Genomic DNA, 24,521 nt, shown 5'->3' on the forward strand with positions numbered 1-24,521 from the left:
TCTCCTCAGGCGGCGTTCTTGAGTTTCGGGTCCAGCGCGTCGCGCAGGCCGTCACCCATCAAGTTGATTGCCAGCACGCTGAGCAAAATGGTCAGACCCGGCAGGCTCACGACCCACCAGGCGCGTTCAATGTAGTCACGGGCCGAGGCCAGCATGGTGCCCCACTCAGGCGTTGGCGGTTGGACGCCAAGGCCAAGGAAGCCCAGGGCCGCGGCATCGAGAATCGCCGAGGAAAAGCTCAGGGTCGCTTGTACGATCAGCGGTGCCATGCAGTTGGGCAGCACGGTGATGAACATCAGGCGTGGCAGGCCGGCACCGGCCAGGCGCGCGGCAGTCACGTAGTCGCGGTTCAACTCGCCCATTACCGCAGCGCGGGTCAGGCGCACGTAGGACGGCAGCGACACGATGGCGATAGCAATTACGGTGTTGATCAGGCCAGGGCCGAGGATCGCGACAATCGCCACAGCCAGCAGCAGCGATGGCAGGGCCAGCATGATGTCCATCAAACGCATGATGGTCGGGCCGAGCAGCCGCGGGAAGAACCCGGCGAACAGGCCAAGGAGAATGCCCGGAATCAGCGACATCACCACCGACGACAAGCCGATCAGCAGCGACAGGCGCGAACCCTGGATCAGGCGCGAGAGCAGGTCGCGGCCCAGTTCGTCGGTGCCGAGCAGGAACTGCATCTGCCCGCCTTCCAGCCACGCGGGCGGGGTGAGCAGGAAATCGCGGTATTGCTCGCTCGGGTTATGCGGTGCAACCCACGGTGCGAAGATTGCGCAGAACACGATCAGCAGCATGAACAGCAGGCCGGCAACCGCGCCTTTGTTCTTGGAGAAGGCTTGCCAGAATTCTTTGTACGGGGACGGGTACAGCAGGCTCTGATCGACTGCTGACACTGGAGTAGAGGTAGTCATGGTCATGATCTCAGCGCTGGTGACGGATGCGTGGGTTGGCGAAGCCGTAGAGGATGTCCACCACGAAGTTCACCAGGATCACCAGGCAGGCGATCAACAGAATGCCGTTCTGCACCACCGGGTAGTCCCGCGCGCCAATGGCTTCGATCAGCCATTTGCCGATGCCGGGCCACGAGAAGATGGTTTCGGTCAGTACGGCGCCGGCCAGCAGCGTGCCGACTTGCAGGCCGACCACGGTCAGCACCGGGATCAGCGCGTTGCGCAGGCCGTGCACGAACACCACGCGCGCCGGCGACAGGCCCTTGGCCTTGGCGGTGCGTATGTAGTCCTCACGCAGTACTTCGAGCATCGACGAACGGGTCATCCGCGCGATCACCGCCAGCGGGATGGTGCCCAGCACGATGGCCGGCAGAATCAAGTGGTGCAAGGCGTCCCAGAACGCGTCCGGCTCATCGGCCAGCAACGTGTCGATCAGCATGAAACCGGTGCGTGGCTCGATGTCGTAGAGCAGGTCGATACGCCCGGAAACCGGGGTCCAGCCCAGGCTCACCGAGAAGAACATGATCAGGATCAGGCCCCACCAGAAGATCGGCATCGAATAGCCCGCCAGGGAGATGCCCATCACCCCGTGGTCGAACAGGGACCCTCGCTTGAGTGCCGCGATCACCCCGGCCAGCAGGCCCAGGATACCGGCGAACAACAGGGCGGCCATGGACAGTTCCAGGGTCGCCGGAAAGAGTGCGGTGAACTCGGTCCACACGCTGGTGCGGGTGCGCAGGGATTCGCCGAGGTCGCCCTGGGCAAGTTTGCCCACATAGTCCAGGTATTGCGCATACAACGGCTTGTTCAAGCCAAGGCGTTCCATTGCCTGGGCATGCATTTCGGGGTCAACCCGCCGCTCGCCCATCATGACTTCTACGGGGTCGCCTGGAATCATGCGAATCAACGCAAAGGTCAGCAACGTGATGCCGAAGAACGTGGGGATCAATAACCCCAGTCGGCGGGCAATAAAACTAAACATCTTGGTGTATACCTCAATCAGCCGGTTAGGCAGGTTCGGCGCCGTCAATAGCGACGGCGCCGAGCGTTTTTCTTATTTACTTCACCTGGGTGGTGGCGAAGTTATTGTTCGTCAGAGGGCTTTGGGTATAACCCTCGACGTTCTTGCGCATGGCGGTAAACATTTTCGGGTAAGCCATTGGAATCCATGGCTGATCCTTTTCAAACACATCCAGGGCTTGTTCATAGAGTGCGGCGCGCTCAGCGGGTTCAGCGATGGCGCGGGCCTTGTCGATCAAGCCTTGAAATTCTTTGTTACACCAGCGGGCGTAGTTTTCGCCGTTTTTCGCCGCATCGCAACTCAGGTTTGGGGTGAGGAAGTTGTCCGGGTCCCCGTTATCCCCGGCCCAGCCGGCGGAAACCATGTCGTGTTCGCCGGCTTTGGCGCGCTTGAGCATCTCGCCCCATTCCATGACCTTGATATTGACCTTCAGGCCAATCTGCGCCAGATCCGCCTGCATGCGCTGCGCGCCGAGCATCGGGTTGGGATTGGTCGGGCCACCGCCGTTACGGGTGAACAGCGTGAACTCGGTGCCTTCCGGTACGCCGGCTTCCTTGAGCAGGGCGCGGGCTTTGTCGAGGTCGCGGGGCGGGTTCTTGAGCTTGTCATTGAAGCCCAGCAAGGTCGGTGGATACGGGCCGGTGCCGACGACTGCGTTGCCTTTGCCGTACAAGGCGTCGGTGTAGCCGGCCTTGTCGAAGGCAATGTTGATCGCGTGACGTACCCGTGGGTCGCTCATGTACTTGTGGGTAGTGTTCAGGGCGGTGTAGCTGGTGGTCATGGCCGCCAGCTCATCCACTTTCAGGTTCGGATCTTTCTTGATACTCGGCAGATCATCCGGCTTGGGATAAAGCGCGATTTGGCATTCGTTGGCCTTGAGCTTTTGCAGGCGCACATTGTTGTCGACCGCAATGGCCAGGATCAACGGGTCGGCCGGCGGCTTGCCACGGAAGTATTCCGGGTTGGCCTTGAAGCGCACCTGAGCGTCTTTCTGATAGCGGATGAAGATGAACGGGCCGGTGCCGATCGGCTTGCTGTTGAGTTCGTCGGTCTTGCCGGCGGCGAGCAGCTTGTCGGCGTATTCGGCGGAGTGGATAGCGGTGAACGGCATTGCGACATCGGCCAGGAACGGTGCTTCAGGGCGCGTCAGGGTGAAGACCACGGTGTGGTCGTCGACCTTCTCGACACTCTTGAGCAGTTCCTTGAAACCCATGCTTTCAAAATAAGGGAAACCGGTGGTGGACTTGTTATGCCACGGGTGTTTCGGGTCCAACTGGCGCTGGAAGCTCCACAGCACATCGTCGGCATTCAAGTTGCGCGTGGGCTTGAAGTAATCGGTAGTGTGGAACTTGACGTCGTCGCGCAGGTGGAACGTATAGGTCAGGCCGTCATCACTGATGTCCCAGGACTTGGCGAGCGCTGGAACCACTTCGGTGGTGCCGGGCTTGAAGTCCACCAGGCGGTTGAACATGGTTTCGGCAGCGGCGTCAGCGGTCACGGCGGTGGTGTACAGGACCGGGTCGAAACCTTCCGGGCTGGCTTCGGTGCAGACCACCAGCGGTTTGGCCGAAACGCCGATCGCCACGCTCAGCAGCGCAGCGGCCATGGCAGCTTGTAACGGGAGCATTTTCATTCAGAGCCCTCTGCAATCGATGGAGCCAGAAACGCGAAGACGGCGGGCTCGTCCTGAGCCCGCCGCTTACCTGGCGCTAATTAAAGAATGTTGAACGGGATGGTGGTGACCAGACGGAACTCTTTGATGCTGCCGTCGGACTGGAACTCGCTGCCACGGTGCTCAACATACGTTGCGCGCACGGTAGTGGCTTTGAGTGGGCCGCTTTGCAGGGCGTAAGAGGCGCCTACACCGTATTCCTGGTGTTTCTCGCCGTCCTGGGACTGAATGCCGTCGTAGGCGAACTTGGCGCGACCGTTGTTGCCGGTGTAGTGAGTACCGTCGATGCCCCAGCCGCGGGCCGAGTAGGCGTTGAACTTCAGGCCTGGCACGCCGTATTCGGCCATGTTGATGGCATAGGCGATCTGCAGCGATTTCTCGTTCGGGCCGTTGAAGTCAGACGTCAGGGAGTTGGCCAGGTAGATGCCGTTGGTTTCGTGCAGGTAGTCGAAGTACTCGTTACCGTTCACTTGCTGGTAGCCGAAGGTCAGGCTGTGGGCCTGGTGAGTCAGGCCCAGGGACAGGGAGAAGGTATCGTTGTCGATTTCCCCCATCTCTTTTTTGCCTTCATCGACCGTCTTGTAGTAGTTGAAGCCGGTGGTCAGGCCCAGTTGTTGAGCGTCGCCCAATTCGTGGGTGGCGCCGAAGTAGTACTGGTTCCAGAAGTCCTTCACGTTGGCGGCGAAGAAGCTGGTCTTCAGGCTTTTCAGCGGCTGGTAGTTCACACCCAGGGTAGAGACTTTGTCGGTTTCTGCGCCGTTGCCGTATTCGCTGCGGAATTTCGACAGGCTCTGTTCGCTACGCGGGGAAACGCGGTCAAACACGCCGCCCTGGAACGACAGGTTGCTGAACTCTTCGCTGTTGAAGCTCACACCCTGGAAGCTTGAAGGCAGCGCACGGTTGCCGATGGTGTCGACGATGCCGCTGCTGAAATTCTGGCGACCGGCGGTCAGTGTGGTGTTGGACACGCGGAACTGCACGTTGGCCAGGCCCAGTTTGCTCCACTGGTCGACGGCGTCACCGTTGGAATCGGCCAGGGTGCGGTTGGAGCCGCCCTTGATATCACGCTTGCTGCGGTCCAGGACCAGCGCGTTGTACACCGCCACTTCAGTCTTGACGCCAACAGTGCCCTGGGTGAAACCCGAGCTGGCGTTGAGGATGGTGCCCTGCACCCAGTTGGTACGGTTGCGGTCGGTCAGGGTTTGGCCATGCTTCTGGTAAGCGAAGGTGCCCCCACGGTATTTGCTTTCATGGGAGTACCAGTTACGCGTGGTGCCGCCCAGGCTGAAATCTTCGATGAAGCCCTTGGCCTCGCTTTGGGCGCTGGTGCCGGCCAGAGTGGTAGGAACGAAGTCCTGGCTCTGCGTTTCAGCGTAGGCGGTGGCCGTGATGCTGCTGATGGCCAGGGCCAGAAGCGCTTTGCTGCTCAGTTTCATGGGTGAAGCTCCTTTGGTTCTCTTTTTTATGCCGGTCTTTTTAGGTGAACCGGCTATTGGGTGTGTAACTCGTTCAAGCTATTGCAAACGTTTGCCGTAGGAAAAATCCCAACAAAAGGCTGCACGTTTGCCGCAGGGCCTACGTCGCCCTGCGCAATCCGGTTATTTTTTTTATGGGGTGATACTGACGCCCGAGAACACGTTGCGGCCGAAGGGGCTCACTTTGAAACCTTCGACTTTGGCGCTCAACGGCTGGTTGACCGTCGAATGGGCGACTGGCGTGATCGGCACCTGCTGCTTGAGCAGTTGCTGCGCCTGTTTGTACAGAACAGTCCTTTGTTCGCGGTCGGTGACGACCTTGGCTTGCTTGATCAGCTTGTCGTACGCCGGGTCACACCACATGGAGTAGTTGTTCCCGCCGATGGCGTCGCAGCTGTAGAGGGTGCCCAGCCAGTTGTCCGGGTCACCGTTGTCGCCGGTCCAGCCGATCAGGCTGACATCGTGCTCACCGTTCTTGGTGCGCTTGATGTATTCGCCCCATTCGTAGCTGACGATCTTCACTTTCAGGCCGATCTTGGCCCAATCGTTCTGCAGCATTTCAGCCATCAGCTTGGCGTTGGGGTTGTACGGACGTTGTACCGGCATCGCCCAGAGGGTGATCTCGGTGCCTTCCTTCACGCCGGCGGCCTTGAGCAGTTCCTTGGCTTTTTCCGGATTGTAGGCGGCGTCCTTGATGCTGTCGTCGTAGGACCACTGGGTCGGCGGCATGGCGTTCACTGCCAGTTGCCCCGCACCCTGGTACACGGCGTTGAGGATGCTCTGCTTGTTCACCGCCATGTCCAGCGCCTGGCGCACTTCAAGCTGGTCGAATGGCTTGTGGCGCACGTTGTAGGCGATGTAGCCGAGGTTGAAGCCCGGCTTGGTCAGCAGTTGCAGGTTCGGGTCGGCCTTGAGCGCGTCGACATCGGCAGGGCGCGGGTGCAGGGTGACCTGGCACTCGCCGGCCTTGAGCTTCTGCACACGCACCGAAGCGTCGGTGTTGATGGCGAAGATCAGTTGGTCGAGCTTGACCCTGCTCGGGTCCCAGTACTGTTTGTTCGCCACGTAGCGAATCTGCGAGTCTTTCTGGTAACGCTGGAACACAAACGGGCCGGTGCCGATCGGCTTCTGGTTGATATCGCTGGGTTTGCCTTCCTTGAGCAACTGCTCGGCATACTCGGCGGAGAGGATCGCGGCGAAGCTCATGGCGATGTTTTGCACGAACGCGGCGTCGACCGTGTTCAAGGTGATCACCACGGTGTGCGGATCGGTTTTTTCGACCTTGGCGATGTTCTTGTTCAGGCTCATCCCGTTGAAGTAGGGGAACTCGGTAGGGTAGGCCTTGCGAAACGGATGGTCGGGGTCAAGCATGCGGTTGAAGGTGAACAGCACGTCGTCGGCGTTGAAGTCGCGCGTCGGCTTGAATTCCTTGTTGCTGTGGAACTTCACCCCTTCACGCAGGTGAAACGTGTAGGTCAGCCCGTCTTCGGAAATATCCCATTTGGTTGCCAGCCCAGGCACTACGTCAGTTGCGCCTTTTTCGAACTCGACCAGGCGGTTGTACAACGGCTCTGCGGCATCGTTGTCGGTGGCGGTGGTGTATTGCGCGGTGTCAAAGCCTGCCGGGCTGCCCTCGGAGCAGAACACCAGGCTCTTCTTGTCGGCGGCTTGAGCCATGGTGGCCACGGCCAGAAGGCTGGTGGCAAACAGTGCGGATAGAACGGTGGTATGGCGCATGACGATCCCGATCCTTGTTTGTAGTTATCAACAGCGAGCGATCCCACTGGCCACAGCCAGGGAGACATCACTGATCCCACACACAGCGAGTTCCTTTCTCAAATTTGGGCCTCTGCTGTCCTACGACGTTATGGGTCGCGGACTTCACAGTAAATACGCCAAATCGGATTGACCTTGTAGGTAACGGAGACATGAAGCGCAGTTCATTACTGTAGGACAGCAGCGCTTAAAATGTGGTCTGTTTCCTACGGTCCAGGCGGATGAAATAACGGCGACGTTGTGACACGTCGCCGTTATTGATCCTTACTTGCCGCTTACGCTGACGCCGTAGAAGGAGTTCAAGCCAAACGGGCTGATCTTGAAGTCCTGCACGGTGTTGCGCATGGGTTGATACACCGTCGAGTGCGCGATAGGTGTCATCGGAACTGCGTCTTTCAGAACATGTTGCGCCTGCTTGTACAGCTCGGTGCGTTTGGCGACATCCGAGGTTTTCTTGGCTTCTTTCACGATGCCGTCGAATTTCTTGTCGCACCACTTGGAGAAGTTGTTGCCCGACAGCGAGTCGCAGCCGAACAGCACGTTCAGCCAGTTGTCCGGGTCACCATTGTCGCCGCTCCAGCCAATGATCATGGCCTGGTTCTCGCCGCCCTTGGAGCGCTTGATGTATTCGCCCCACTCGTAGCTGGTGATCTTGACCTTCAAGCCGATCTTGGACCAGTCGTTCTGCAGCATCTCGGCCATCAGTTTGGCGTTCGGGTTGTACGGACGCTGAACCGGCATGGCCCACAGCACGATCTCGGTGCCTTCCTTGATGCCGGCTTCCTTGAGCAGCGCCTTGGCTTTTTCAGGATTGTAGGCGGCGTCCTTGATGGTGGTGTCGTAGGACCATTGGGTCGGCGGCATGGCGTTGACGGCCAATTGACCGGCACCCTGGTACACCGAGTCGATGATCTGCTGCTTGTTCACCGACATGTCCAGCGCCTGACGTACGCGCAGGTCCGCCAGCGGGTTTGGCTGATCGCTGCCCTTGACCTTGTCCATCACGTTGTAGGCCACGTAGCCCAGGTTGAAACCGGCCTGGTGCGGCAGTTTCAGGTCTTTGTCTTCACCCAGCGCCTTGAGGTCGGCCGGACGTGGGAACAGGGTGACCTGGCATTCGTTTTTCTTGAGCTTCTGGATACGCACCGACGGATCAGTGGTGATGGCGAAGATCAGGTTATCGATCTTCACGTCATCAGGTTTCCAGTAGTCCTTGTTGCCGGTATAGCGAATGTTCGAGTCTTTCTGGTAGCTCTTGAACACGAACGGACCCGTACCGACCGGCTTCTGGTTGATGTCGGCGGGTTTGCCTTCCTTCAACAATTGCGCGGCGTATTCGGCGGATTGGATCGAGGCGAAGCTCATTGCCATGTTCTGAATGAACGCGGCGTCCACGGTGCCAAGGGTGAACTTGACGGTGTGGTCATCGATTTTCTCGATGTTCTTGATGTTGGTGTCCATCCCCATGTCCGTGAAATACGGGAACTCGGTAGGGTAGGCCTTACGGAATGGATCGTCTTTATTGATCATCCGGTTAAACGTGAACAGTACGTCGTCGGCCGAAAATTCACGAGTCGGCTTGAAGTACGGTGTGGTGTGGAACTTGACGCCTTCGCGCAGGTGGAAGGTATACGTCAGGCCGTCAGGGGACACGTCCCAGCTGGTGGCAAGGCCAGGCACCACGGCGGTGCCGCCGCGTTCGAACTGGCTCAGGCGGTTGAACATGGTTTCGGCCGAGGCATCGAAGTCTGTTCCGGTGGTGTACTGGCCTGGGTCAAAACCGGCCGGGCTCCCTTCGGAGCAGAACACCAGGTTAGTTGCCGCTTGGGCAAATGGGGCTGCGGCCATAAGGCCAGCGCTCACTAATAACGGAAGGACTGCGTGTTTAAGCATGTTGGCCTCATGATTTGTTGTCATTTTTGGTGGTGAGGGCGACCTCGTGAGTCGGCCTGCGGATACTTATGCAGGCGCCATACCCATTGCAAGATGTTGAACGGTTGCAAGCGCCAAACAGTGGGACGGGCGTACAAGAATGTCGCATTTATGAAAGTTTCGACATAATTTGTCTGTTTGACGGGTTTTTTCGGTGCGTCGGGCGCACCGGAAAAGCCCAATCGAGGCGTCTAGTGCACTCGATTGGGGCGTTGTTGTTACTTATCTAGACTCACACCATAGAACGGTGTCAGCCCGAACGGGCTGATCTTGAAGTCGCGCACGTGCTTGCGCATTGGCTGGAAAACCGTCGAGTTCGCAATAGGCGTTATAGGTACTTGTTCCTTAAGGATTTTTTGCGCCTGTTGATACCACTTGATGCGCTGTTCGCGATCGTTGCTGACCTTGGCCTGCTGCACCAGCTTGTCATACGCCGGGTTACACCACTTGGCGTAGTTGCTGCCCTTGACCGCGGCACAACTGTAGAGCACGCCGAGCCAGTTATCGGGGTCGCCGTTGTCGCCGGTCCAGCCATAAATCATCGCGTCATGTTCACCATTTTTGGCGCGCTTGATGTATTCGCCCCACTCATAGCTGACGATATTGGCCTTGATGCCGACCTTGGCCCAATCCTGTTGGATCATTTGTGCCGACATGCGCGCATTCGGGTTGGAGGCGCGTTGCACGGTCATCGCCCAGAGATTGATGGTGGTACCTGGTGCAACCCCTGCTTCTTTTAGTAGCGCCCGGGCCTTGGTCGGATCGTACGGCGCATCCTTGATGGCCGGGTCATAAGACCACTGCGCCGGTGGCAGTGCGTTCTGCGCCAATTGTCCGGCGCCCTGGTAAACCGCCTTGATGATCGCAGGCTTGTCGATGGCCATATCCAGGGCCTGGCGCACTTTGAGCTGATCCAGCGGCGCATGGGTGACGTTGTACGCCAGGAAACCCAGGTTGAATCCAGCCTGCTGGAGCACTCGCAAGTCAGGGTCCTGCTTCATCACCTCGATGTCGGCGGGGCGCGGGTAGCCGCTGACCTGGCATTCACCGGCCTTGAGTTTCTGCAGGCGCGCGGCGGCGTCCGGGGTAATGGCGAATACCAGGTTGTCGAGTTTCACATCCTCGGGTTTCCAATACTGTTTATTGGCGGCGTAGCGGATCTGCGAGTCTTTCTGGTAGCGCTTGAACACGAACGGTCCGGTGCCCACCGGTTTCTGATTGATGTCCTCGGCCTTGCCTTGCTTGAGGAGCTGGGCGGCGTACTCGGCCGATTGCACCGAGGCGAAACTCATGGCCAGGTTCTGCACGAACGAGGCATCGACGTTGTTCAGGTTGAAGCGCACGGTGTGGTCGTCGAGTTTGTCGACGCTTTTGATCGTGGTGTTCAGGCCCATGTCGGTGAAGTAGGGCGATTCGGAGGGGTAGGCCTTGCGAAACGGGCTCTCGGCATCCAGCAGGCGGGTGAAGGTAAACACCACATCATCGGCGTTGAAGTCGCGGGTCGGGGTGAAGAAGTCGGTGGTGTGAAACTTGACGCCATCGCGCAAGTGGAAGGTGTAGGTGAGGCCGTCTTCGGACACATCCCAGCGGGTGGCGAGGCCGGGCTCGACTTCGGTGCCGCCACGCTTGAACTGGGTGAGGCGGTTGAACACGGTTTCGGCGGAGGCGTCAAAGTCGGTGCCGCTGGTGTATTGGCTGGGGTCGAAGCCGGCGGGGCTGGCTTCGGAGCAGTACACCAGGGTGGTGGAGGCGTTAGCCAGCGGCATAAAGGCCAGCAGGCCTGCGGCAAGGAGGAGCGGTTTGAAGGCAATTCTGTCCATGGAGACCCCTGAAATCGCAACCCTGTAAAAGCTGCGCAAATGAAAACGGCGGTCACCGAGGTTACCGCCGTTCAGGGTTGTCAGGTAGGGGTCACTGCATCTGCACTTCAATCACGCCGTCTGCACTCATGTTGACCTGGCTGGTGCCGGCCTCCACTTCAGGCGTGGGCGCTGAATCGGCCATCGCCGCTTTCATCATCATGGCGCCGCGTGCGTAGGGCATCGGATAGCCGTTGGTGTTGAAATTCAGGTTGACGATTTTGTAACCCTTGCCGCCGAGTGCATCGGTTGCCAGTTGCGCACGGGCCTTGAACGCTGCGACCGCGTCTTTGAGCATCGCATCTTCGCTGGCCTTGCGCGTGCTGTCAGCGATGGCGAAGTCCATGCTGTCCATTTTCAGAGTGTTCAACAGCTCGCCGGTGAGTTTGGACAGCGCCGGGAAGTCCGCGCTTTCCAGGCGCAGTTCGGCGCGTTCACGCCAGCCGGTGATTTTCTGGTTCTTGCTGTCGTAGATCGGGTAGCTGTTGCGGCTGCCTTGGCGCAGGGTCACGGCCTTGACTTCGCGGGCCTGGCCCAGGGCAGTGTTGATGCTGGTGGTGATTTCGGCGGCGAGCTTGGCCGGGTCCGCGTTCTGCGATTCGGTGTAGAGGGTCACGATCATCTTGTCGCGCGCCACTTCCTGGCTGACTTCGGCCCGCAGGGAGATCTGGTTGTAATGCAGTTCATCGGCGGCCATGGCCGGCAGGCTGGCCAGGGCGCTGGCGCCGAGGGTGAGGACAGCGGCACTGCGAATGAAACGGGACATGAAAGCTCCTTGAGATTGTCGTGTTCGGTATGACTGTAGACGGTGGGATCGGGTTCTTCGGGTTTAGGGATTTGTAAAAAGTTTCAAGCTGCAAGCTACAAGCTACAAGTGAAAGCGAAGTTGACTTGCAGCTTGCAGCTTGCAGCTTGTAGCTTGCAGCTTGCAGCTTCTGTCTTATAGCTGCAGCGCCCACTGCGTCAAAGAGCCACACACCCAATGCCGGGGCGCTGCTTCGTTTATACTCGTGCCGATCCGCCTGCAGCGCTCATCGGGAGAGCTCATGCTCGCCGCCGTAAAACTGACTTCCGCCACCCGCCAGAACCTCTGGCGCCTGACGTTCATTCGCACCCTGGTATTGGCCGCACAAGCCGGTTCCGTCGGGCTTGCCTATTGGTTCGACCTGCTACCGCTGCCCTGGCTGCAACTGGCCGTGACCCTCGGCTTCTCCAGCGTGCTGTGTGCGTTTACCGCCATCCGCTTGCGTACCACCTGGCCGGTCACCGAGTTGGAATACGCGCTGCAATTGGCCTGCGACCTGTTTATCCACAGTGTGTTGCTGTACTTCTCCGGCGGTTCCACCAACCCGTTTGTGTCTTATTACCTGGTGCCACTGACCATTGCCGCCGTGACCTTGCCTTGGCGCTATTCGGTGGTGCTGTCGGGCATTGCGCTGACGCTGTACACGCTGCTGCTGGCGCAATTCTATCCCTTGCAAACCTTTCCGATCGCTCGGGAAAATCTGCAGATCTACGGGATGTGGCTCAGCTTTGCCTTGTCTGCCGCCGTCATCACGTTTTTTGCCGCGCGCATGGCCGAAGAGTTGCGCCGTCAGGAAGAGCTGCGCGCGATTCGCCGCGAAGAAGGCCTGCGCGACCAGCAATTGCTGGCGGTCGCCACGCAGGCAGCAGGTGCCGCCCATGAGCTGGGCACGCCGCTGGCGACCATGAGCGTGCTGCTCAAGGAAATGACCCAGGACCATCACGACCCGGCGTTGCAGGATGACCTGAGCGTGCTGCAGGAACAGGTCAAGCAGTGCAAGTTGACCCTGCAGCAACTGGTACGCGCCGCCGAAGCCAATCGGCGTCTGGCGGTAGAGATGCAGGATGTCACCCAGTGGCTTGACGAAGCCCTGAACCGCTGGCACTTGATGCGCCCCGAAGCCAGTTACCGTTTCAGCCTGTTGGGCCAGGGCAGTGTGCCGCGCATGGCGCCGCCGCCGGATCTCACCCAGGCCTTGCTCAACCTGTTGAACAATGCCGCCGATGCCTGCCCTGAAGGCCTCGGCGTGCAGCTGGACTGGGACGCGGAAAACGTCACCATCAGCATTCGTGACCACGGCGCGGGCGTGCCGCTGGCCATCGCCGAGCAGATCGGCAAACCCTTCTTTACCACCAAGGGCAAAGGTTTCGGCCTCGGCCTGTTTTTGAGCAAGGCCAGCGTGACCCGCGCGGGCGGCTCAGTGAAGCTCTATAGTCATGAGGAAGGCGGCACGCTCACCGAGCTGCGCCTGCCCCGTGTCGCACGAGGAGATATCGATGAGTGACGAGATCCAAGTCGAAGGCGAAGAACTGCCGCACCTGTTGCTGGTAGATGATGACGCCACCTTTACCCGCGTGATGGCGCGCGCCATGAGCCGTCGCGGCTTTCGCGTCAGCACCGCAGGCTCAGCCGAAGAGGGCTTTACCATCGCCCAGGCCGACCTGCCGGACTACGCCGCGCTCGACCTGAAAATGGACGGCGACTCGGGCCTGGTGCTGTTGCCCAAGCTGCTCGAACTTGACCCGGAAATGCGCGTGGTGATCCTCACCGGCTATTCCAGCATCGCCACTGCCGTCGAAGCCATCAAGCGTGGCGCCTGCAACTATCTGTGCAAGCCGGCCGATGCCGATGACGTGCTCGCCGCGCTGCTGTCCGAGCACGCCGACCTCGATACCCTGGTGCCGGAAAACCCCATGTCGGTGGACCGCCTGCAATGGGAACACATCCAGCGCGTGCTGACCGAGCACGAAGGCAACATCTCCGCCACTGCTCGCGCGTTGGGCATGCACCGCCGTACCTTGCAACGTAAATTGCAGAAGCGCCCGGTACGGCGCTGAACGAACACTGAACAAGCTGCTTCAGGCCGCACGGAGCCCTGAACCGATCGCCTCTGATCGGTTCAAACGCCTGTCATATTTCCCTACCGAGCCTGAACGATGAATCAGAACGCTGAGTACTCCGCGGTCAATGATGCGGTGCGCGGGCAATTCTTCCGCCGAACCTGGGCGATGATCACGCCGTATTGGCGCAGTGAAGAGAAGGGCAGGGCCTGGTTGCTGCTGGCCGCCGTGATTGGGTTGTCGCTGTTCAGCGTGGCGATCTCGGTGTGGATCAACCACTGGTACAAGGATTTCTACAACGCGCTGGAGAAGAAGGACACGGCGGCTTTCTGGCAATTGATCGGTTACTTCGGCGGCATCGCGGCCGTGGCGATCCTGGGCGCGGTGTACCGCTTGTACCTGACCCAGATGCTCACCATCCGCTGGCGTGCCTGGCTGACCGAACAGCACTTCGCACGCTGGCTCGCCCACAAGAACTACTACCAGCTGGAGCAGGGCGGCTACACCGATAACCCGGACCAGCGGATTTCCGAAGACCTCAATACGTTCACCTCCAGCACCTTGAGCCTGGGCCTGGGGCTGTTGCGCAACGTGGTCAGCGTGGTGTCGTTCTCGATCATCCTGTGGGGCGTGTCGGGCAGCATCGAGGTGTTCGGCCTCACCATTCCCGGCTACATGTTCTGGTGCGCGCTGCTGTATGCCGCCGTGGGCAGTTGGCTGACGCATTTGATCGGCCGCCGCTTGATCGGCCTGAGCAACCAGCAACAGCGCTTCGAAGCGGACTTGCGCTTTTCCATGGTGCGGGTACGTGAGAATGCCGAGAGTATCGCCCTGTACAACGGTGAACCGAACGAGAGGCAACGCCTGAGCACGCGTTTCGGCCAGGTCTGGCACAACTTCTGGGACATCATGAAAGTGTCCAAGCGCCTGACCTTTTTCACCTCCGGCTACAGCCAGATTGCGATCATCTTCCCGTTTATCGTCGCCGCGCCGCGCTACTTCACCGGCAAGATCGAGCTGGGCGAGCTGATGCAAATCAATTCGGCGTTCGGCAACGTGCAGGAGAACTTCAGCTGGTTTATCAACGCCTATTCGGAACTGGCAACCTGGCGCGCCACCAGCGATCGTCTGTTGAGCTTCCAGCAGGCGATGAGCGACAACGAGCAACGGGCCCCGGCCATTGATGTGCGCCCTGAAGGCGAGCGTCTGGTGATCAGGGATCTGGGCATGGACCTGGCTGATGGCCGTCACTTGCTCACCGATGCCGACATGACTGTGGAACCCGGCCAGCGCGTGATGCTCAGCGGGCGTTCCGGCAGCGGTAAAAGTACGCTGCTGCGCGCAATGGGCGACTTGTGGCCGGCAGGCCATGGCAGCATTCGTCTACCGGCGACGCGCTATCTGTTTCTGCCGCAGAAGCCGTATTTACCGATTGGCACGTTGAAAGCGGTGTTGAGTTATCCACAGGACGACAACGCTTACCCGGCGCAACGTTATGCACAGGTGCTGGAAACCTGCCGCTTGCCGCATCTGGTTGGTCGCCTTGATGAAGCCAATCACTGGCAGCGCATGCTCTCGCCGGGCGAACAGCAGCGCCTGGCCTTTGCCCGCGCCTTGTTGTTCGCGCCGCAATGGCTGTACATGGACGAAGCCACCTCGGCCATGGATGAAGAGGATGAGGCAAGGTTGTATCAGGCGCTGATCGATGAGCTGCCGGGGCTGAGCATCGTCAGCGTCGGTCATCGCAGCAGCCTCAAGCGCTTCCACGGGCGGCATGTGCGGATCGAGGGTGGGCGGTTGCAGGAGCAGCAACCGGCCTGAGGACAAACTCGGTCAGTGTGGGAGGGAGCTTGCCCCCGATGGCGGTCTGTCAGTCACCTGATTCGGGTCTGACACACTGCAATCGGGAGCAAGCCCCTCCCACATTGAATCTCCAGTGTCAGGAAAACCGAGCCCCAACAAAAAGCCCGGCTGATCAGCGATCAGCCGGGCTTTTCAATGGTTTGAAGATGTATTACTTCTTCAAGCCGTAATGCTCATCCAGCATACCTGGAGCGTCCGGCGTTTTTGGCGCGTAGTCCCGCGGCGGTTCCTGGTTTTCCCGGGGCGGGGTCAGGCGTTCCCGCGGGGTTTGCGGTGCATCGGAATGCAGCGCGGCCAGCAGGCGCTGGCGGGTGATGTCGTCGAGGGCCAGGCGGTTTGCGCCATCGGCGAGATGATCCTGTACTTCCTGGTAGCTCTGGGTGAGCTTCTTGACCAGGGTCGCGGTGCTGTTGAAGTGGGTAACAACCTCGTTCTGATAACTGTCAAAACGTTCCTGAATGTCATCCAGCTGACGTTGCGTGCGGTTAGGCGCGGCATTCGGCAGCAGGCGAGCAACCAGGAATCCAATGGCGACACCGGCAACCAGGGCAAGAGTCGGCAACAACCAAACTAAGAGCGAGTGTTCCACGAGTCCTTCCTCTATAAACGGCTTTGCTTTACGTTAACGGCTCAAACCTGCGCTGTATACCGCGATTAAGCTCGCAATGATGCCATGCACAGACTTTTAGCTAGACGAGTCGACCCCTTGAGAGGTCACGGAGTTCATCCTTGCTCATGCGTGAAACCCCCGTTTTGATCGATGGCCCGGTGGGTCAACTGGAAGCCCTGTATCTGGATCACCCCGAACCACGTGGCCTGGCGCTGATCTGCCACCCCAACCCGGTGCAGGGCGGGACCATGCTCAATAAAGTGGTGTCGACCCTGCAGCGCACCGCGCGCGATGCCGGTTTGATTACGTTGCGTTTCAATTATCGTGGCGTCGGCGCCAGCGCCGGTTCCCACGATATGGCCAGCGGTGAAGTCGACGATGCCGAAGCGGCCGCCACCTGGTTGCGGGAAAAACACCCGCAGTTGCCGCTGACCCTGCTGGGGTTTTCCTTCGGTGGCTATGTGGCCGCAAGCCTGGGTGGCCGCCTGGAAGCCAAGGGTGAAAAGCTTGCGCACCTGTTTATGGTCGCCGCTGCCGTGATGCGTCTGCGCGAGACCGATGTGCTGCCACAAGGTTGCCCGTTGACCCTGATCCAGCCGGAAACCGATGAAGTGGTCGACCCGCAAATCGTCTACGACTGGTCCGCCGCCTTGAATCGCCCCCATGAGCTGCTGAAAGTGGCAGAATGCGGACACTTTTTTCATGGCAAGCTGACCGATCTCAAGGATCTGGTGCTGCCACGCCTTTCGAATTGACGACAAGCGATCACCCATGACGACCCGTACCCGCATCCTCACCGGCATTACCACCACCGGCACGCCGCACCTGGGCAACTACGCCGGTGCGATCCGCCCGGCGATCCTTGCCAGCCAGGACGCCAATGCCGACTCCTTCTACTTCCTGGCCGACTACCACGCCCTGATCAAATGCGATGACCCGCAGCGCATCCAGCGCTCGCGTATGGAAATCGCCGCGACCTGGCTGGCCGGTGGCCTGGATGTGAACCGAGTGACGTTCTATCGCCAGTCCGACATCCCAGAGATCCCCGAACTGACCTGGCTGCTGACCTGTGTGGCCGCCAAGGGCCTGCTCAACCGCGCCCACGCCTACAAAGCGTCGGTGGACAAAAACGTGGAGAGCGGCGAAGACCCGGACGCGGGCATCAGCATGGGCCTGTACAGCTACCCGGTGCTGATGGCGGCGGACATCCTGATGTTCAACGCGCACAAGGTGCCGGTCGGTCGCGACCAGATCCAGCACGTGGAAATGGCCCGCGACATCGGCCAGCGTTTCAACCACCTGTTCGGCAACGGTAAAGAATTCTTCACCATGCCTGAAGCGTTGATCGAAGAAAGCGTCGCCACCTTGCCGGGCCTGGATGGCCGCAAGATGTCCAAGAGCTATGACAACACCATCCCGTTGTTCACCAGCGCCAAGGACATGAAGGATGCGATCTCGCGGATCGTCACCGATTCGCGCGCGCCCGGCGAGGCGAAGGACCCGGACAATTCCCACTTGTTCACCCTGTACCAGGCGTTTGCGAGCAAGGCCCAGGAGGAAGAATTCCGTGGCGACCTGCTGCAAGGCCTGGGCTGGGGTGAGGCGAAGAATCGTCTGTTCCAGCTGCTGGACGGTCAACTGGGTGAAGCGCGCGAGCGCTACCACCAACTGATGTCGCGCCCCTCGGACATGGAAGACCTGCTGCTGATCGGCGCGAAAAAAGCCCGAGCCGTGGCGGCGCCGTTCCTGGCTGAGCTGCGCGAAGCGGTGGGCCTGCGCTCGTTCGTCAACCAGGCGGCGGCGCCGGTCGCAACCAAGAAGAAAACAGCGAAGGCTGCGCGCTTCGTGAGCTTTCGTGAAGACGACGGCAGCTTCCGCTTCCGCCTGTTGGCGGCCGATGGCGAGCAACTGCTGCTGTCGCGCAACTTCGCCGACGGCAAAGCGGCGGGCGCGGTGACCAAGCAACTGCAAAGCGGCGATGCGCTGGACGTACGCACCGAGGCCCAGCGCTTCAGCGTATGGCTGGACGACGCCGCTGTGGCCGACAGCGCCGAGTTCGCCGACAGCGCCTCCCGCGATGCCGCCATCGCCGCGTTGCGCGTCGCGTTGGCCCCTTCCGAGGATTAACCCGACCAAGGGTTGATTGCCATTATCCAGGGCCGTCGTTACAGTGACGGCCCGTTTTTGTTGCCTTGCTAACGAAATTATGACGCCCCTAGAACGATATCAAGCTGATCTGAAACGCCCTGACTTCTTCCATGACGCGGCCCAGGAAAATGCGGTGCGTCATTTGCAGCGCCTGTATGACGACCTGGTCGCGGCCTCGCAAACCAAGCCGGGGATGTTCAGCAAGCTGTTTGGCAAAAAAGACCACACGCCGGTCAAGGGCCTGTACTTCTGGGGTGGCGTCGGCCGGGGCAAGACTTACCTGGTGGACACCTTCTTCGAAGCGCTGCCGTTCAAGGAAAAGGTGCGGACTCACTTCCACCGCTTCATGAAGCGTGTGCACGAAGAGATGAAGACCCTGCCGGGGGAAAAGAACCCGCTGACGATCATTGCCAAGCGTTTCTCCGACGAAGCGCGGGTGATCTGCTTCGATGAGTTCTTCGTTTCCGATATCACTGATGCCATGATCCTCGGCACCTTGATGGAAGAGTTGTTCAAGAACGGCGTGACCCTGGTCGCCACCTCGAACATCGTGCCCGATGGCCTCTACAAGGACGGCCTGCAGCGCGCACGCTTCCTGCCGGCCATTGCCTTGATCAAGCAGAACACCGATATCGTCAATGTCGACAGCGGCGTCGACTATCGTTTGCGTCACCTCGAGCAAGCGGAGCTGTTCCACTTCCCGCTGAACGAAGCGGCCCACGAAAGCCTGAGAAAGAGCTTCCGCGCCCTCACGCCGGAATGCACCCAGGCGGTGGAAAACGACAAGCTGATGATCGAGAACCGCGAAATCATCGCCTTGCGTACCTGCGATGACGTGGCCTGGTTCGAATTCCGCCAACTCTGCGACGGCCCGCGTAGCCAGAATGACTACATCGAGTTGGGCAAGATTTTCCATGCGGTGATCTTGAGCGGTGTAGAGCAGATGGGCGTGACCACCGACGACATCGCGCGGCGCTTTATCAACATGGTCGATGAGTTCTACGACCGTAACGTGAAGCTGATCATCTCGGCGGAAGTCGAACTCAAGGACCTGTATACCGGCGGGCGTTTGAACTTTGAATTCCAGCGCACGCTGAGTCGTTTGCTTGAGATGCAGTCCCACGAGTTTCTGTCGCGCGGTCACAAACCTTAGGCTGGTGAGTAAGTGAAAAAGCCTGCGGATTTGCAGGCTTTTTCGTGGGGTAGTCCTGATCAGAAACTAATCATATTGTTTTTTGGGTGGGGGAGCTATCTGTTGCCATTTACCCTTAATGAGCTGATAGGTTGCACCATCGCCGCCAACCCTAATCTCACCTTTGTCCTTTTTTTCCTCATGCTTGTTTTCTTCCTTCATTTTGTCTTCTTTACCCATGGCCGTTTGGTCCATTTCTATGGGCATGTAGGGTTTATTGCCTGTGACGGGAAGCATAGTGAGGCTCCAGTGTAAATATGAGCTGAATGGCCTGTAAGAGCCTTTGCGATTATGGAAGAGCAGCCCTTGGCTAAGGGCGCTTCAACGGATAGCGTGCACGCTCACAGCCTGGAGTGGATTCGTTTTTTTCCTGTTCTGCCGTAAGAGCTGCGAACTATCTTGTGTCTGAATTAGGGAATGCGATCGTAGCGATTTTTGCAGGACCCCACGCCATTGCGGGTTCGCAGGGTCTTTCGCGCACTCCTGTGGGGCGTGGCTACGCCGCTTGCTGGAACTGTTGTCGATATTGATTCGGCGACAACTCGGTGTGCTGCCTGAACAACCGCGCAAAGAAGCTCGCATCGTCGTAACCCACCTCGTAGCTGATGGTCTTGATGCTTTTGCGACTGGCCGACAGCAGGCCCTTGGCGGTCTCGATGCGCAACCGTTGCAGATAATGCAGTGGCTTGTCGCCGGTGGCGGCCTGGAAGCGCCGCATGAAGTTGCGGATGCTCATGCCGTGCTCCCTGGCGACGTCTTCGAAGCGGAACTTGTCGGCAAAGTGTTCTTCGAGCCAATGCTGGATCTGCAGGATGATCACATCCTGGTGCAGCTTCTGCCCGCCAAAACCGATGCGCCCTGGCGAATAGCTGCGTTGCACTTCATACAGAATGTCGCGGGCCACGGCCTGGGCGATGTTGGCGCCGCAGAAGCGTTCGATCAGATAAATGTAGAGGTCGCAGGCTGAGGTGGTGCCGCCGGCGCAGTACAGGTTGTCGGCGTCGGTCAGGTGCTTGTCCTGGTTGAGCTGCACCTGGGGGAAGCGTTCGCTGAATACAGTGAAGAAGCGCCAGTAAGTGGTCGCTTCCTTGCCATCGAGCAGGCCGGCTTCGGCCAGCCAGAATACCCCGGTGGCTTCGCCGCACAGCACGGCGCCGCGTGCGTGTTGTTCGCGCAACCACGGCAGCACCTGGGGGTAGCGGGTGCACATGGCGTCGAAGTCGTCCCAGAAGGCCGGCAGCACGATGATTTCGGCGTCTTCCAGGCCACCGTCCACCGGCATGATCACATCGCTGAAGCTTCGCACTGATTGCCCGTCGGGGCTGACCAGGCGTGTCTCAAACCCAGGGGTCAGGCCCTGGCCGAGCTGCTTGCCGTAACGCAGGCTGGCGAGATGGAAGAAATCCTTGGCTTGCATGAGGGTTGAAGCAAATACCCGATCAATGGCCAAAATGCTGACGCGCCGCAACGGCGTGGAGATTTGGTTAGACATAATTTCATTTATTCTTATAGGGGAAAGTGGTCACCAGACGGCTGGATCGTCTTATTTTTTGTCGCATGTGTCCAGTGTCCCGTGATGCCTTCGCGGCATAGGCTCTGTGGCAGCGTTTTTGTCCGACAATCCACGCAGGTGACCCATGATAGCCAGAACCTTGTTCAGCCCGGAGCACGAACTCTTTCGCGAGAGCGTGCGCACCTTTCTTGAAAAGGACGCGGCGCCATTCCATGGGCAATGGGAGAAACAGGGCTATATCGACCGCAGTCTCTGGAACAAGGCGGGGGAGGCAGGGATGCTGTGTTCTCATCTGCCGGAGGAATACGGCGGGCTGGGCGCGGACTTTTTGTACAGCGCGGTGGTGATCGAGGAGATCAGCCGGCTGGGTCTCACCGGTATCGGTTTTTCCCTGCACTCGGACATTGTGGCGCCGTACATCCTGCATTACGGCAGTGAGGCGCTGAAGCACAAATACCTGCCGAAATTGATCTCCGGCGAGATGGTCACGGCCATTGCCATGACCGAACCGGGGGCGGGTTCCGACCTGCAAGGGGTGAAGACCACGGCGGTGCTGGACGGTGATGACTATGTGATCAACGGCTCCAAGACGTTTATCACCAATGGCTACCTGGCCGACTTGGTCATCGTGGTGGCCAAGACCGACCCCAAGGCCGGTGCCAAGGGCACCAGCCTGTTCCTGGTGGAAGCCGACACGCCGGGCTTCGCCAAGGGCAAGCGCCTGGAGAAAGTCGGCATGAAGGCCCAGGACACCTCTGAGCTGTTCTTCCAGGATGTGCGAGTGCCCAGGGAAAACCTGCTGGGCCAGGCGGGCATGGGCTTTGCGTACCTGATGCAGGAGTTGCCTCAGGAGCGATTGACCGTGGCGATTGGTGCCTTGTCATCTGCTGAGGCCGCTTTGCAGTGGACGCTGGAATACACCCGCGAACGCAAGGCGTTCGGCAAGGCGATTGCCGACTTTCAGAACACCCGGTTCAAGCTGGCGGAGATGGCCACCGAGATTCAGATCGGCCGCGTGTTCGTGGATAAATGCCTGGCACTGCACCTGGAAGGCAAGCTGGATGTGCCCACGGCGGCAATGGCCAAATATTGGGCGACGGACCTGCAATGCAAGGTGCTCGATGAGTGCGTGCAACTGCACGGCGGCTACGGCTTCATGTGGGAATACCCGATTGCCCGGGCATGGGCGGATGCGCGGGTGCAGCGCATTTATGCGGGGACCAATGAGATCATGAAGGAGATCATTGCGCGGGCGCTTTGATCTTGTGGTGTGGCTGATGGCCTCATCGGGGGCAAGCCCCCTCCCACACTTGACCGTGTTCACAGATCAAAATGTGGGAGGGGGCTTGCCCCCGATGGCGGCCTGAAGGTCAATCAGGGCGCCGGATTCGGATGATCCTTCTGAATCGCCTCAATCCCTTCCAGCACTTCTTTCGACAGTTTCAGCTCGGCACTGGCAATGTTGCTGTCCAGTTGCTCCAGGCTGGTTGCGCCGATGATATTGCTGGTCACAAACGGCTGTTGCGTCACAAACGCCAATGCCATCTGCGCCGGGTCCAGGCCATGTTCCCGCGCCAGTGCCACATAACGGCTGCACGCCGCTTCCGACTGCGGATTGAAGTAGCGACTGAAGCGGCTGTACTCCGTCAGGCGCGCCTTGGCCGGGCGCGCGCCGCCCTCGTACTTGCCGCTGAGCATGCCGAACGCCAGCGGCGAGTAGGCCAGCAAGCCGCATTGTTCGCGAATCGCGATCTCCGCCAGGCCCACTTCAAAGCTGCGGTTGAGCAGGTTGTAGGGGTTCTGGATCGACACCGCGCGGGTCCAGCCACGGGCTTGGGCCAGGGCCAGGAATTTCATGGTGCCCCACGGCGTTTCGTTGGACAGGCCGATGTGGCGGATCTTGCCGGCCTTGACCTGCTCATCCAGCGCTTCGAGGGTTTCTTCCAGTGGCGTGAGGTCGTTTTCGTCCTTGTGCGTGTAGCTCAGTTGGCCGAAGAAATTGGTGCTGCGCTCCGGCCAGTGCAGCTGGTAAAGGTCGATCCAGTCGGTTTGCAAGCGTTTGAGACTGGCATCCAGTGCCTCGATGATGTGCTTGCGGTTGTGACGCAGGTGGCCGTCGCGGATGTAATCGATGGTGTTGCCGGGGCCGGCGATCTTGCTGGCGAGGATCCAGTCGGCGCGGTCACCACGGCTCTTGAAGTAATTGCCGATATACCGCTCGGTCGTGGCATAGGTGTCGGCCTTGGGCGGTACCGGGTACATTTCCGCCGTATCGAGGAAGTTGATGCCCGCGGCCTTGGCCCGTTCGATCTGGGCGAAGGCCTCTGCCTCGCTGTTCTGCTCACCCCAGGTCATGGTGCCCAGGGCGATCGCGCTTACGTTCAGATCGGTCCGGCCCAGCTGTCGATAATCCATCGGGTACTCCTTCAGGGAAAACAATCATAAAAGCAGGTTGAATTTTTTTTCGCAATCTGCATAATTGCCCACCTCTTTCTGCAGTGGAAGTGATGCGCCGCCTGCCGAAGAATCTTGCCGTTGAACGGACGCGCTGACCCGAGCCCCCGATAGCGTCTGTATCCGGCTGCCTTTGACCTTGTCAAAGTACGCACTATTCAGTAAGATCCGCCGTCTAATTTACAGGGCGGCCCCTGAGGCTATTAAAGAATGACAACTTTTACTGCAAAACCGGAAACAGTTCAGCGCGACTGGTTTGTCGTCGACGCCGCTGGTCAGACCCTGGGTCGTCTGGCCACTGAAGTCGCCAGCCGTCTGCGTGGCAAGCACAAGCCTGAATACACCCCGCACGTTGATACCGGTGACTACATTGTCATCATCAACGCTGAGCAGGTACGTGTTACCGGCAACAAAGCGCAAGACAAAATGTACTACCGTCACTCCGGTTTCCCAGGCGGTATCAAGTCTTCCAACTTTGAAGGCCTGATCTCCAAGAAGCCTGAAGCCCCGATCGAAATCGCGGTCAAAGGCATGCTGCCTAAGGGCCCACTGGGTCGCGATATGTTTCGCAAGCTGAAAGTCTATGCGGGCGCTGTACACCCTCATGCTGCTCAGCAGCCCCAAGAACTGAAGTTTTAACGGAATAGTTCATTATGTCGGCGACTCAAAATTACGGCACTGGCCGTCGCAAAACCGCAACCGCACGCGTTTTCCTGCGTCCGGGCACTGGTAACATCTCGATCAACAACCGCTCCCTGGACAACTTCTTCGGCCGCGAAACTGCCCGCATGGTAGTTCGTCAGCCGCTGGAATTGACCGAGACCGTTGAAAAGTTCGACATCTACGTCACCGTTATCGGTGGCGGTGTAAGTGGTCAAGCTGGCGCAATCCGCCACGGTATCACTCGCGCTCTGATGCAGTACGACGAAACCCTGCGTGGCGCTCTGCGCAAAGCTGGCTTCGTGACTCGCGATGCCCGTGAAGTTGAACGTAAGAAAGTCGGTCTGCGTAAAGCGCGTAAGCGTCCGCAGTACTCGAAGCGTTAATTCGCTTTACGTTCCACAAAAACGCCCAGCCTCCTCACGGAGCTGGGCGTTTTTTATTGCCTGGGATTTATGCAGATTTTTCGCCGTGACAACTTGCCACATCCGTAGACCCCCTATACTACAAGGCCTGGGGGTAGTG

Annotated in this window: 21 protein-coding genes; 9 read left to right on the top strand and 12 right to left on the bottom strand. The window is 59.3% G+C overall.

Annotation, left to right across the window (positions count from 1 at the left end; translation table 11 throughout):
* Positions 1–5: 5 nt before the first annotated feature.
* The 8 genes from PspCFBP13528_RS04205 to PspCFBP13528_RS04240 all read right to left on the bottom strand — a co-directional run bounded on the left by PspCFBP13528_RS04205 (position 6) and on the right by PspCFBP13528_RS04240 (position 11,457).
* Positions 6–917, bottom strand: coding sequence for an ABC transporter permease subunit (locus tag PspCFBP13528_RS04205; protein WP_005784738.1), 912 nt, complete (start codon positions 915–917; stop codon positions 6–8).
* A gap of 10 nt (positions 918–927) precedes the next feature.
* Positions 928–1,938 carry an ABC transporter permease subunit gene (locus tag PspCFBP13528_RS04210; RefSeq protein WP_003171721.1) on the bottom strand — a complete coding sequence of 337 codons (1,011 nt, stop codon included), beginning with the start codon at positions 1,936–1,938 and terminating at the stop codon, positions 928–930.
* Positions 1,939–2,014: 76 nt separating this feature from the next.
* Complete coding sequence (locus PspCFBP13528_RS04215) at positions 2,015–3,610, bottom strand: ABC transporter substrate-binding protein (protein ID WP_065951578.1); 1,596 nt, start codon at positions 3,608–3,610, stop codon at positions 2,015–2,017.
* An 80-nt stretch (positions 3,611–3,690) separates the two neighbouring features.
* A complete protein-coding gene (locus tag PspCFBP13528_RS04220; RefSeq protein WP_065951579.1) occupies positions 3,691–5,085 on the bottom strand; it encodes an OprD family outer membrane porin in 1,395 nt (464 codons plus the stop codon).
* 171 nt (positions 5,086–5,256) lie between these two features.
* The gene (locus tag PspCFBP13528_RS04225; RefSeq protein WP_065951580.1) at positions 5,257–6,861 is read right to left on the bottom strand and encodes an ABC transporter substrate-binding protein; all 1,605 of its coding nucleotides are present in this window, start codon (positions 6,859–6,861) and stop codon (positions 5,257–5,259) included.
* Positions 6,862–7,164: 303 nt separating this feature from the next.
* Positions 7,165–8,793: an ABC transporter substrate-binding protein gene (locus PspCFBP13528_RS04230; RefSeq protein WP_065951581.1), complete on the bottom strand. Its 1,629-nt coding sequence runs from the start codon at positions 8,791–8,793 to the stop codon at positions 7,165–7,167.
* 257 nt (positions 8,794–9,050) lie between these two features.
* Complete coding sequence (locus PspCFBP13528_RS04235; RefSeq protein WP_101218219.1) at positions 9,051–10,652, bottom strand: ABC transporter substrate-binding protein; 1,602 nt, start codon at positions 10,650–10,652, stop codon at positions 9,051–9,053.
* A 91-nt stretch (positions 10,653–10,743) separates the two neighbouring features.
* Positions 10,744–11,457 carry an SIMPL domain-containing protein gene (locus PspCFBP13528_RS04240; RefSeq protein ID WP_065951583.1) on the bottom strand — a complete coding sequence of 238 codons (714 nt, stop codon included), beginning with the start codon at positions 11,455–11,457 and terminating at the stop codon, positions 10,744–10,746.
* Positions 11,458–11,737: 280 nt separating this feature from the next.
* Between PspCFBP13528_RS04240 and PspCFBP13528_RS04245 the strand changes: the two genes are divergently transcribed.
* The 3 genes from PspCFBP13528_RS04245 (at position 11,738) to PspCFBP13528_RS04255 (ending at position 15,377) form a co-directional block, all read left to right on the top strand.
* Positions 11,738–13,000, top strand: coding sequence for an ATP-binding protein (locus tag PspCFBP13528_RS04245; RefSeq protein ID WP_065893639.1), 1,263 nt, complete (start codon positions 11,738–11,740; stop codon positions 12,998–13,000).
* Positions 12,993–13,553, top strand: coding sequence for a response regulator transcription factor (locus tag PspCFBP13528_RS04250; RefSeq protein WP_010213178.1), 561 nt, complete (start codon positions 12,993–12,995; stop codon positions 13,551–13,553). Before PspCFBP13528_RS04245 ends, PspCFBP13528_RS04250 begins: the two co-directional genes overlap by 8 nt.
* Before the next feature lie 99 nt (positions 13,554–13,652).
* Positions 13,653–15,377 carry an ABC transporter ATP-binding protein/permease gene (locus PspCFBP13528_RS04255; RefSeq protein ID WP_137199696.1) on the top strand — a complete coding sequence of 575 codons (1,725 nt, stop codon included), beginning with the start codon at positions 13,653–13,655 and terminating at the stop codon, positions 15,375–15,377.
* A 193-nt stretch (positions 15,378–15,570) separates the two neighbouring features.
* Here the strand turns inward: PspCFBP13528_RS04255 and PspCFBP13528_RS04260 are convergent, their stop codons facing one another.
* Positions 15,571–16,008, bottom strand: a complete 438-nt coding sequence (locus PspCFBP13528_RS04260) for a DUF1043 family protein (RefSeq protein ID WP_057724532.1) — start codon at positions 16,006–16,008, stop codon at positions 15,571–15,573.
* Between the two features lie 146 nt (positions 16,009–16,154).
* Between PspCFBP13528_RS04260 and PspCFBP13528_RS04265 the strand changes: the two genes are divergently transcribed.
* From PspCFBP13528_RS04265 to zapE, 3 genes are all read left to right on the top strand, one after another.
* Entirely contained in the window at positions 16,155–16,784 is a 630-nt protein-coding gene (locus tag PspCFBP13528_RS04265; protein WP_065951585.1) for an alpha/beta fold hydrolase, read from the top strand.
* A 16-nt stretch (positions 16,785–16,800) separates the two neighbouring features.
* Complete coding sequence (locus PspCFBP13528_RS04270; protein WP_137199697.1) at positions 16,801–18,156, top strand: tryptophan--tRNA ligase; 1,356 nt, start codon at positions 16,801–16,803, stop codon at positions 18,154–18,156.
* Between the two features lie 79 nt (positions 18,157–18,235).
* Positions 18,236–19,330 carry a cell division protein ZapE gene (gene zapE / locus PspCFBP13528_RS04275; RefSeq protein WP_101218223.1) on the top strand — a complete coding sequence of 365 codons (1,095 nt, stop codon included), beginning with the start codon at positions 18,236–18,238 and terminating at the stop codon, positions 19,328–19,330.
* Between the two features lie 66 nt (positions 19,331–19,396).
* On the opposite strand, the gene PspCFBP13528_RS04280 is transcribed toward zapE, so the two are convergent.
* On the bottom strand, positions 19,397–19,606 hold the full coding sequence (locus PspCFBP13528_RS04280; protein ID WP_065951588.1) for a hypothetical protein: 210 nt from the start codon (positions 19,604–19,606) through the stop codon (positions 19,397–19,399).
* Positions 19,607–19,865: 259 nt separating this feature from the next.
* Positions 19,866–20,786, bottom strand: coding sequence for a GlxA family transcriptional regulator (locus PspCFBP13528_RS04285; RefSeq protein WP_178084419.1), 921 nt, complete (start codon positions 20,784–20,786; stop codon positions 19,866–19,868).
* Between the two features lie 220 nt (positions 20,787–21,006).
* Between PspCFBP13528_RS04285 and PspCFBP13528_RS04290 the strand changes: the two genes are divergently transcribed.
* On the top strand, positions 21,007–22,143 hold the full coding sequence (locus PspCFBP13528_RS04290; RefSeq protein ID WP_137199699.1) for an acyl-CoA dehydrogenase family protein: 1,137 nt from the start codon (positions 21,007–21,009) through the stop codon (positions 22,141–22,143).
* A gap of 113 nt (positions 22,144–22,256) precedes the next feature.
* Here the strand turns inward: PspCFBP13528_RS04290 and PspCFBP13528_RS04295 are convergent, their stop codons facing one another.
* Positions 22,257–23,297: an NADP(H)-dependent aldo-keto reductase gene (locus PspCFBP13528_RS04295; protein ID WP_137199700.1), complete on the bottom strand. Its 1,041-nt coding sequence runs from the start codon at positions 23,295–23,297 to the stop codon at positions 22,257–22,259.
* Positions 23,298–23,546: 249 nt separating this feature from the next.
* On the opposite strand from PspCFBP13528_RS04295, the gene rplM reads away from it, so the two are divergent.
* On the top strand, positions 23,547–23,975 hold the full coding sequence (gene rplM, locus PspCFBP13528_RS04300) for a 50S ribosomal protein L13 (RefSeq protein WP_003171742.1): 429 nt from the start codon (positions 23,547–23,549) through the stop codon (positions 23,973–23,975).
* A 14-nt stretch (positions 23,976–23,989) separates the two neighbouring features.
* Positions 23,990–24,382: a 30S ribosomal protein S9 gene (gene rpsI, locus PspCFBP13528_RS04305; protein WP_002555064.1), complete on the top strand. Its 393-nt coding sequence runs from the start codon at positions 23,990–23,992 to the stop codon at positions 24,380–24,382.
* Positions 24,383–24,521: the final 139 nt, after the last annotated feature.

Source organism: Pseudomonas sp. CFBP13528, assembly GCF_005233615.1.
Lineage (GTDB): Bacteria > Pseudomonadota > Gammaproteobacteria > Pseudomonadales > Pseudomonadaceae > Aquipseudomonas > Aquipseudomonas fluorescens_AM.

Excerpts from the sequence above, each read along its gene's own strand:
- PspCFBP13528_RS04205 (WP_005784738.1), bottom strand. The coding sequence starts at position 917 with ATGACTACCTCTACTCCAGTGTCAGCAGTCGATCAGAGCCTGCTGTAC.
- PspCFBP13528_RS04210 (WP_003171721.1), bottom strand. The coding sequence starts at position 1,938 with ATGTTTAGTTTTATTGCCCGCCGACTGGGGTTATTGATCCCCACGTTC.
- PspCFBP13528_RS04215 (WP_065951578.1), bottom strand. The coding sequence starts at position 3,610 with ATGAAAATGCTCCCGTTACAAGCTGCCATGGCCGCTGCGCTGCTGAGC.
- PspCFBP13528_RS04220 (WP_065951579.1), bottom strand. The coding sequence starts at position 5,085 with ATGAAACTGAGCAGCAAAGCGCTTCTGGCCCTGGCCATCAGCAGCATC.
- PspCFBP13528_RS04225 (WP_065951580.1), bottom strand. The coding sequence starts at position 6,861 with ATGCGCCATACCACCGTTCTATCCGCACTGTTTGCCACCAGCCTTCTG.
- PspCFBP13528_RS04230 (WP_065951581.1), bottom strand. The coding sequence starts at position 8,793 with ATGCTTAAACACGCAGTCCTTCCGTTATTAGTGAGCGCTGGCCTTATG.
- PspCFBP13528_RS04235 (WP_101218219.1), bottom strand. The coding sequence starts at position 10,652 with ATGGACAGAATTGCCTTCAAACCGCTCCTCCTTGCCGCAGGCCTGCTG.
- PspCFBP13528_RS04240 (WP_065951583.1), bottom strand. The coding sequence starts at position 11,457 with ATGTCCCGTTTCATTCGCAGTGCCGCTGTCCTCACCCTCGGCGCCAGC.
- PspCFBP13528_RS04245 (WP_065893639.1), top strand. The coding sequence starts at position 11,738 with ATGCTCGCCGCCGTAAAACTGACTTCCGCCACCCGCCAGAACCTCTGG.
- PspCFBP13528_RS04250 (WP_010213178.1), top strand. The coding sequence starts at position 12,993 with ATGAGTGACGAGATCCAAGTCGAAGGCGAAGAACTGCCGCACCTGTTG.
- PspCFBP13528_RS04255 (WP_137199696.1), top strand. The coding sequence starts at position 13,653 with ATGAATCAGAACGCTGAGTACTCCGCGGTCAATGATGCGGTGCGCGGG.
- PspCFBP13528_RS04265 (WP_065951585.1), top strand. The coding sequence starts at position 16,155 with ATGCGTGAAACCCCCGTTTTGATCGATGGCCCGGTGGGTCAACTGGAA.
- PspCFBP13528_RS04270 (WP_137199697.1), top strand. The coding sequence starts at position 16,801 with ATGACGACCCGTACCCGCATCCTCACCGGCATTACCACCACCGGCACG.
- zapE (WP_101218223.1), top strand. The coding sequence starts at position 18,236 with ATGACGCCCCTAGAACGATATCAAGCTGATCTGAAACGCCCTGACTTC.
- PspCFBP13528_RS04280 (WP_065951588.1), bottom strand. The coding sequence starts at position 19,606 with ATGCTTCCCGTCACAGGCAATAAACCCTACATGCCCATAGAAATGGAC.
- PspCFBP13528_RS04285 (WP_178084419.1), bottom strand. The coding sequence starts at position 20,786 with ATGCAAGCCAAGGATTTCTTCCATCTCGCCAGCCTGCGTTACGGCAAG.
- PspCFBP13528_RS04290 (WP_137199699.1), top strand. The coding sequence starts at position 21,007 with ATGATAGCCAGAACCTTGTTCAGCCCGGAGCACGAACTCTTTCGCGAG.
- PspCFBP13528_RS04295 (WP_137199700.1), bottom strand. The coding sequence starts at position 23,297 with ATGGATTATCGACAGCTGGGCCGGACCGATCTGAACGTAAGCGCGATC.
- rplM (WP_003171742.1), top strand. The coding sequence starts at position 23,547 with ATGACAACTTTTACTGCAAAACCGGAAACAGTTCAGCGCGACTGGTTT.
- rpsI (WP_002555064.1), top strand. The coding sequence starts at position 23,990 with ATGTCGGCGACTCAAAATTACGGCACTGGCCGTCGCAAAACCGCAACC.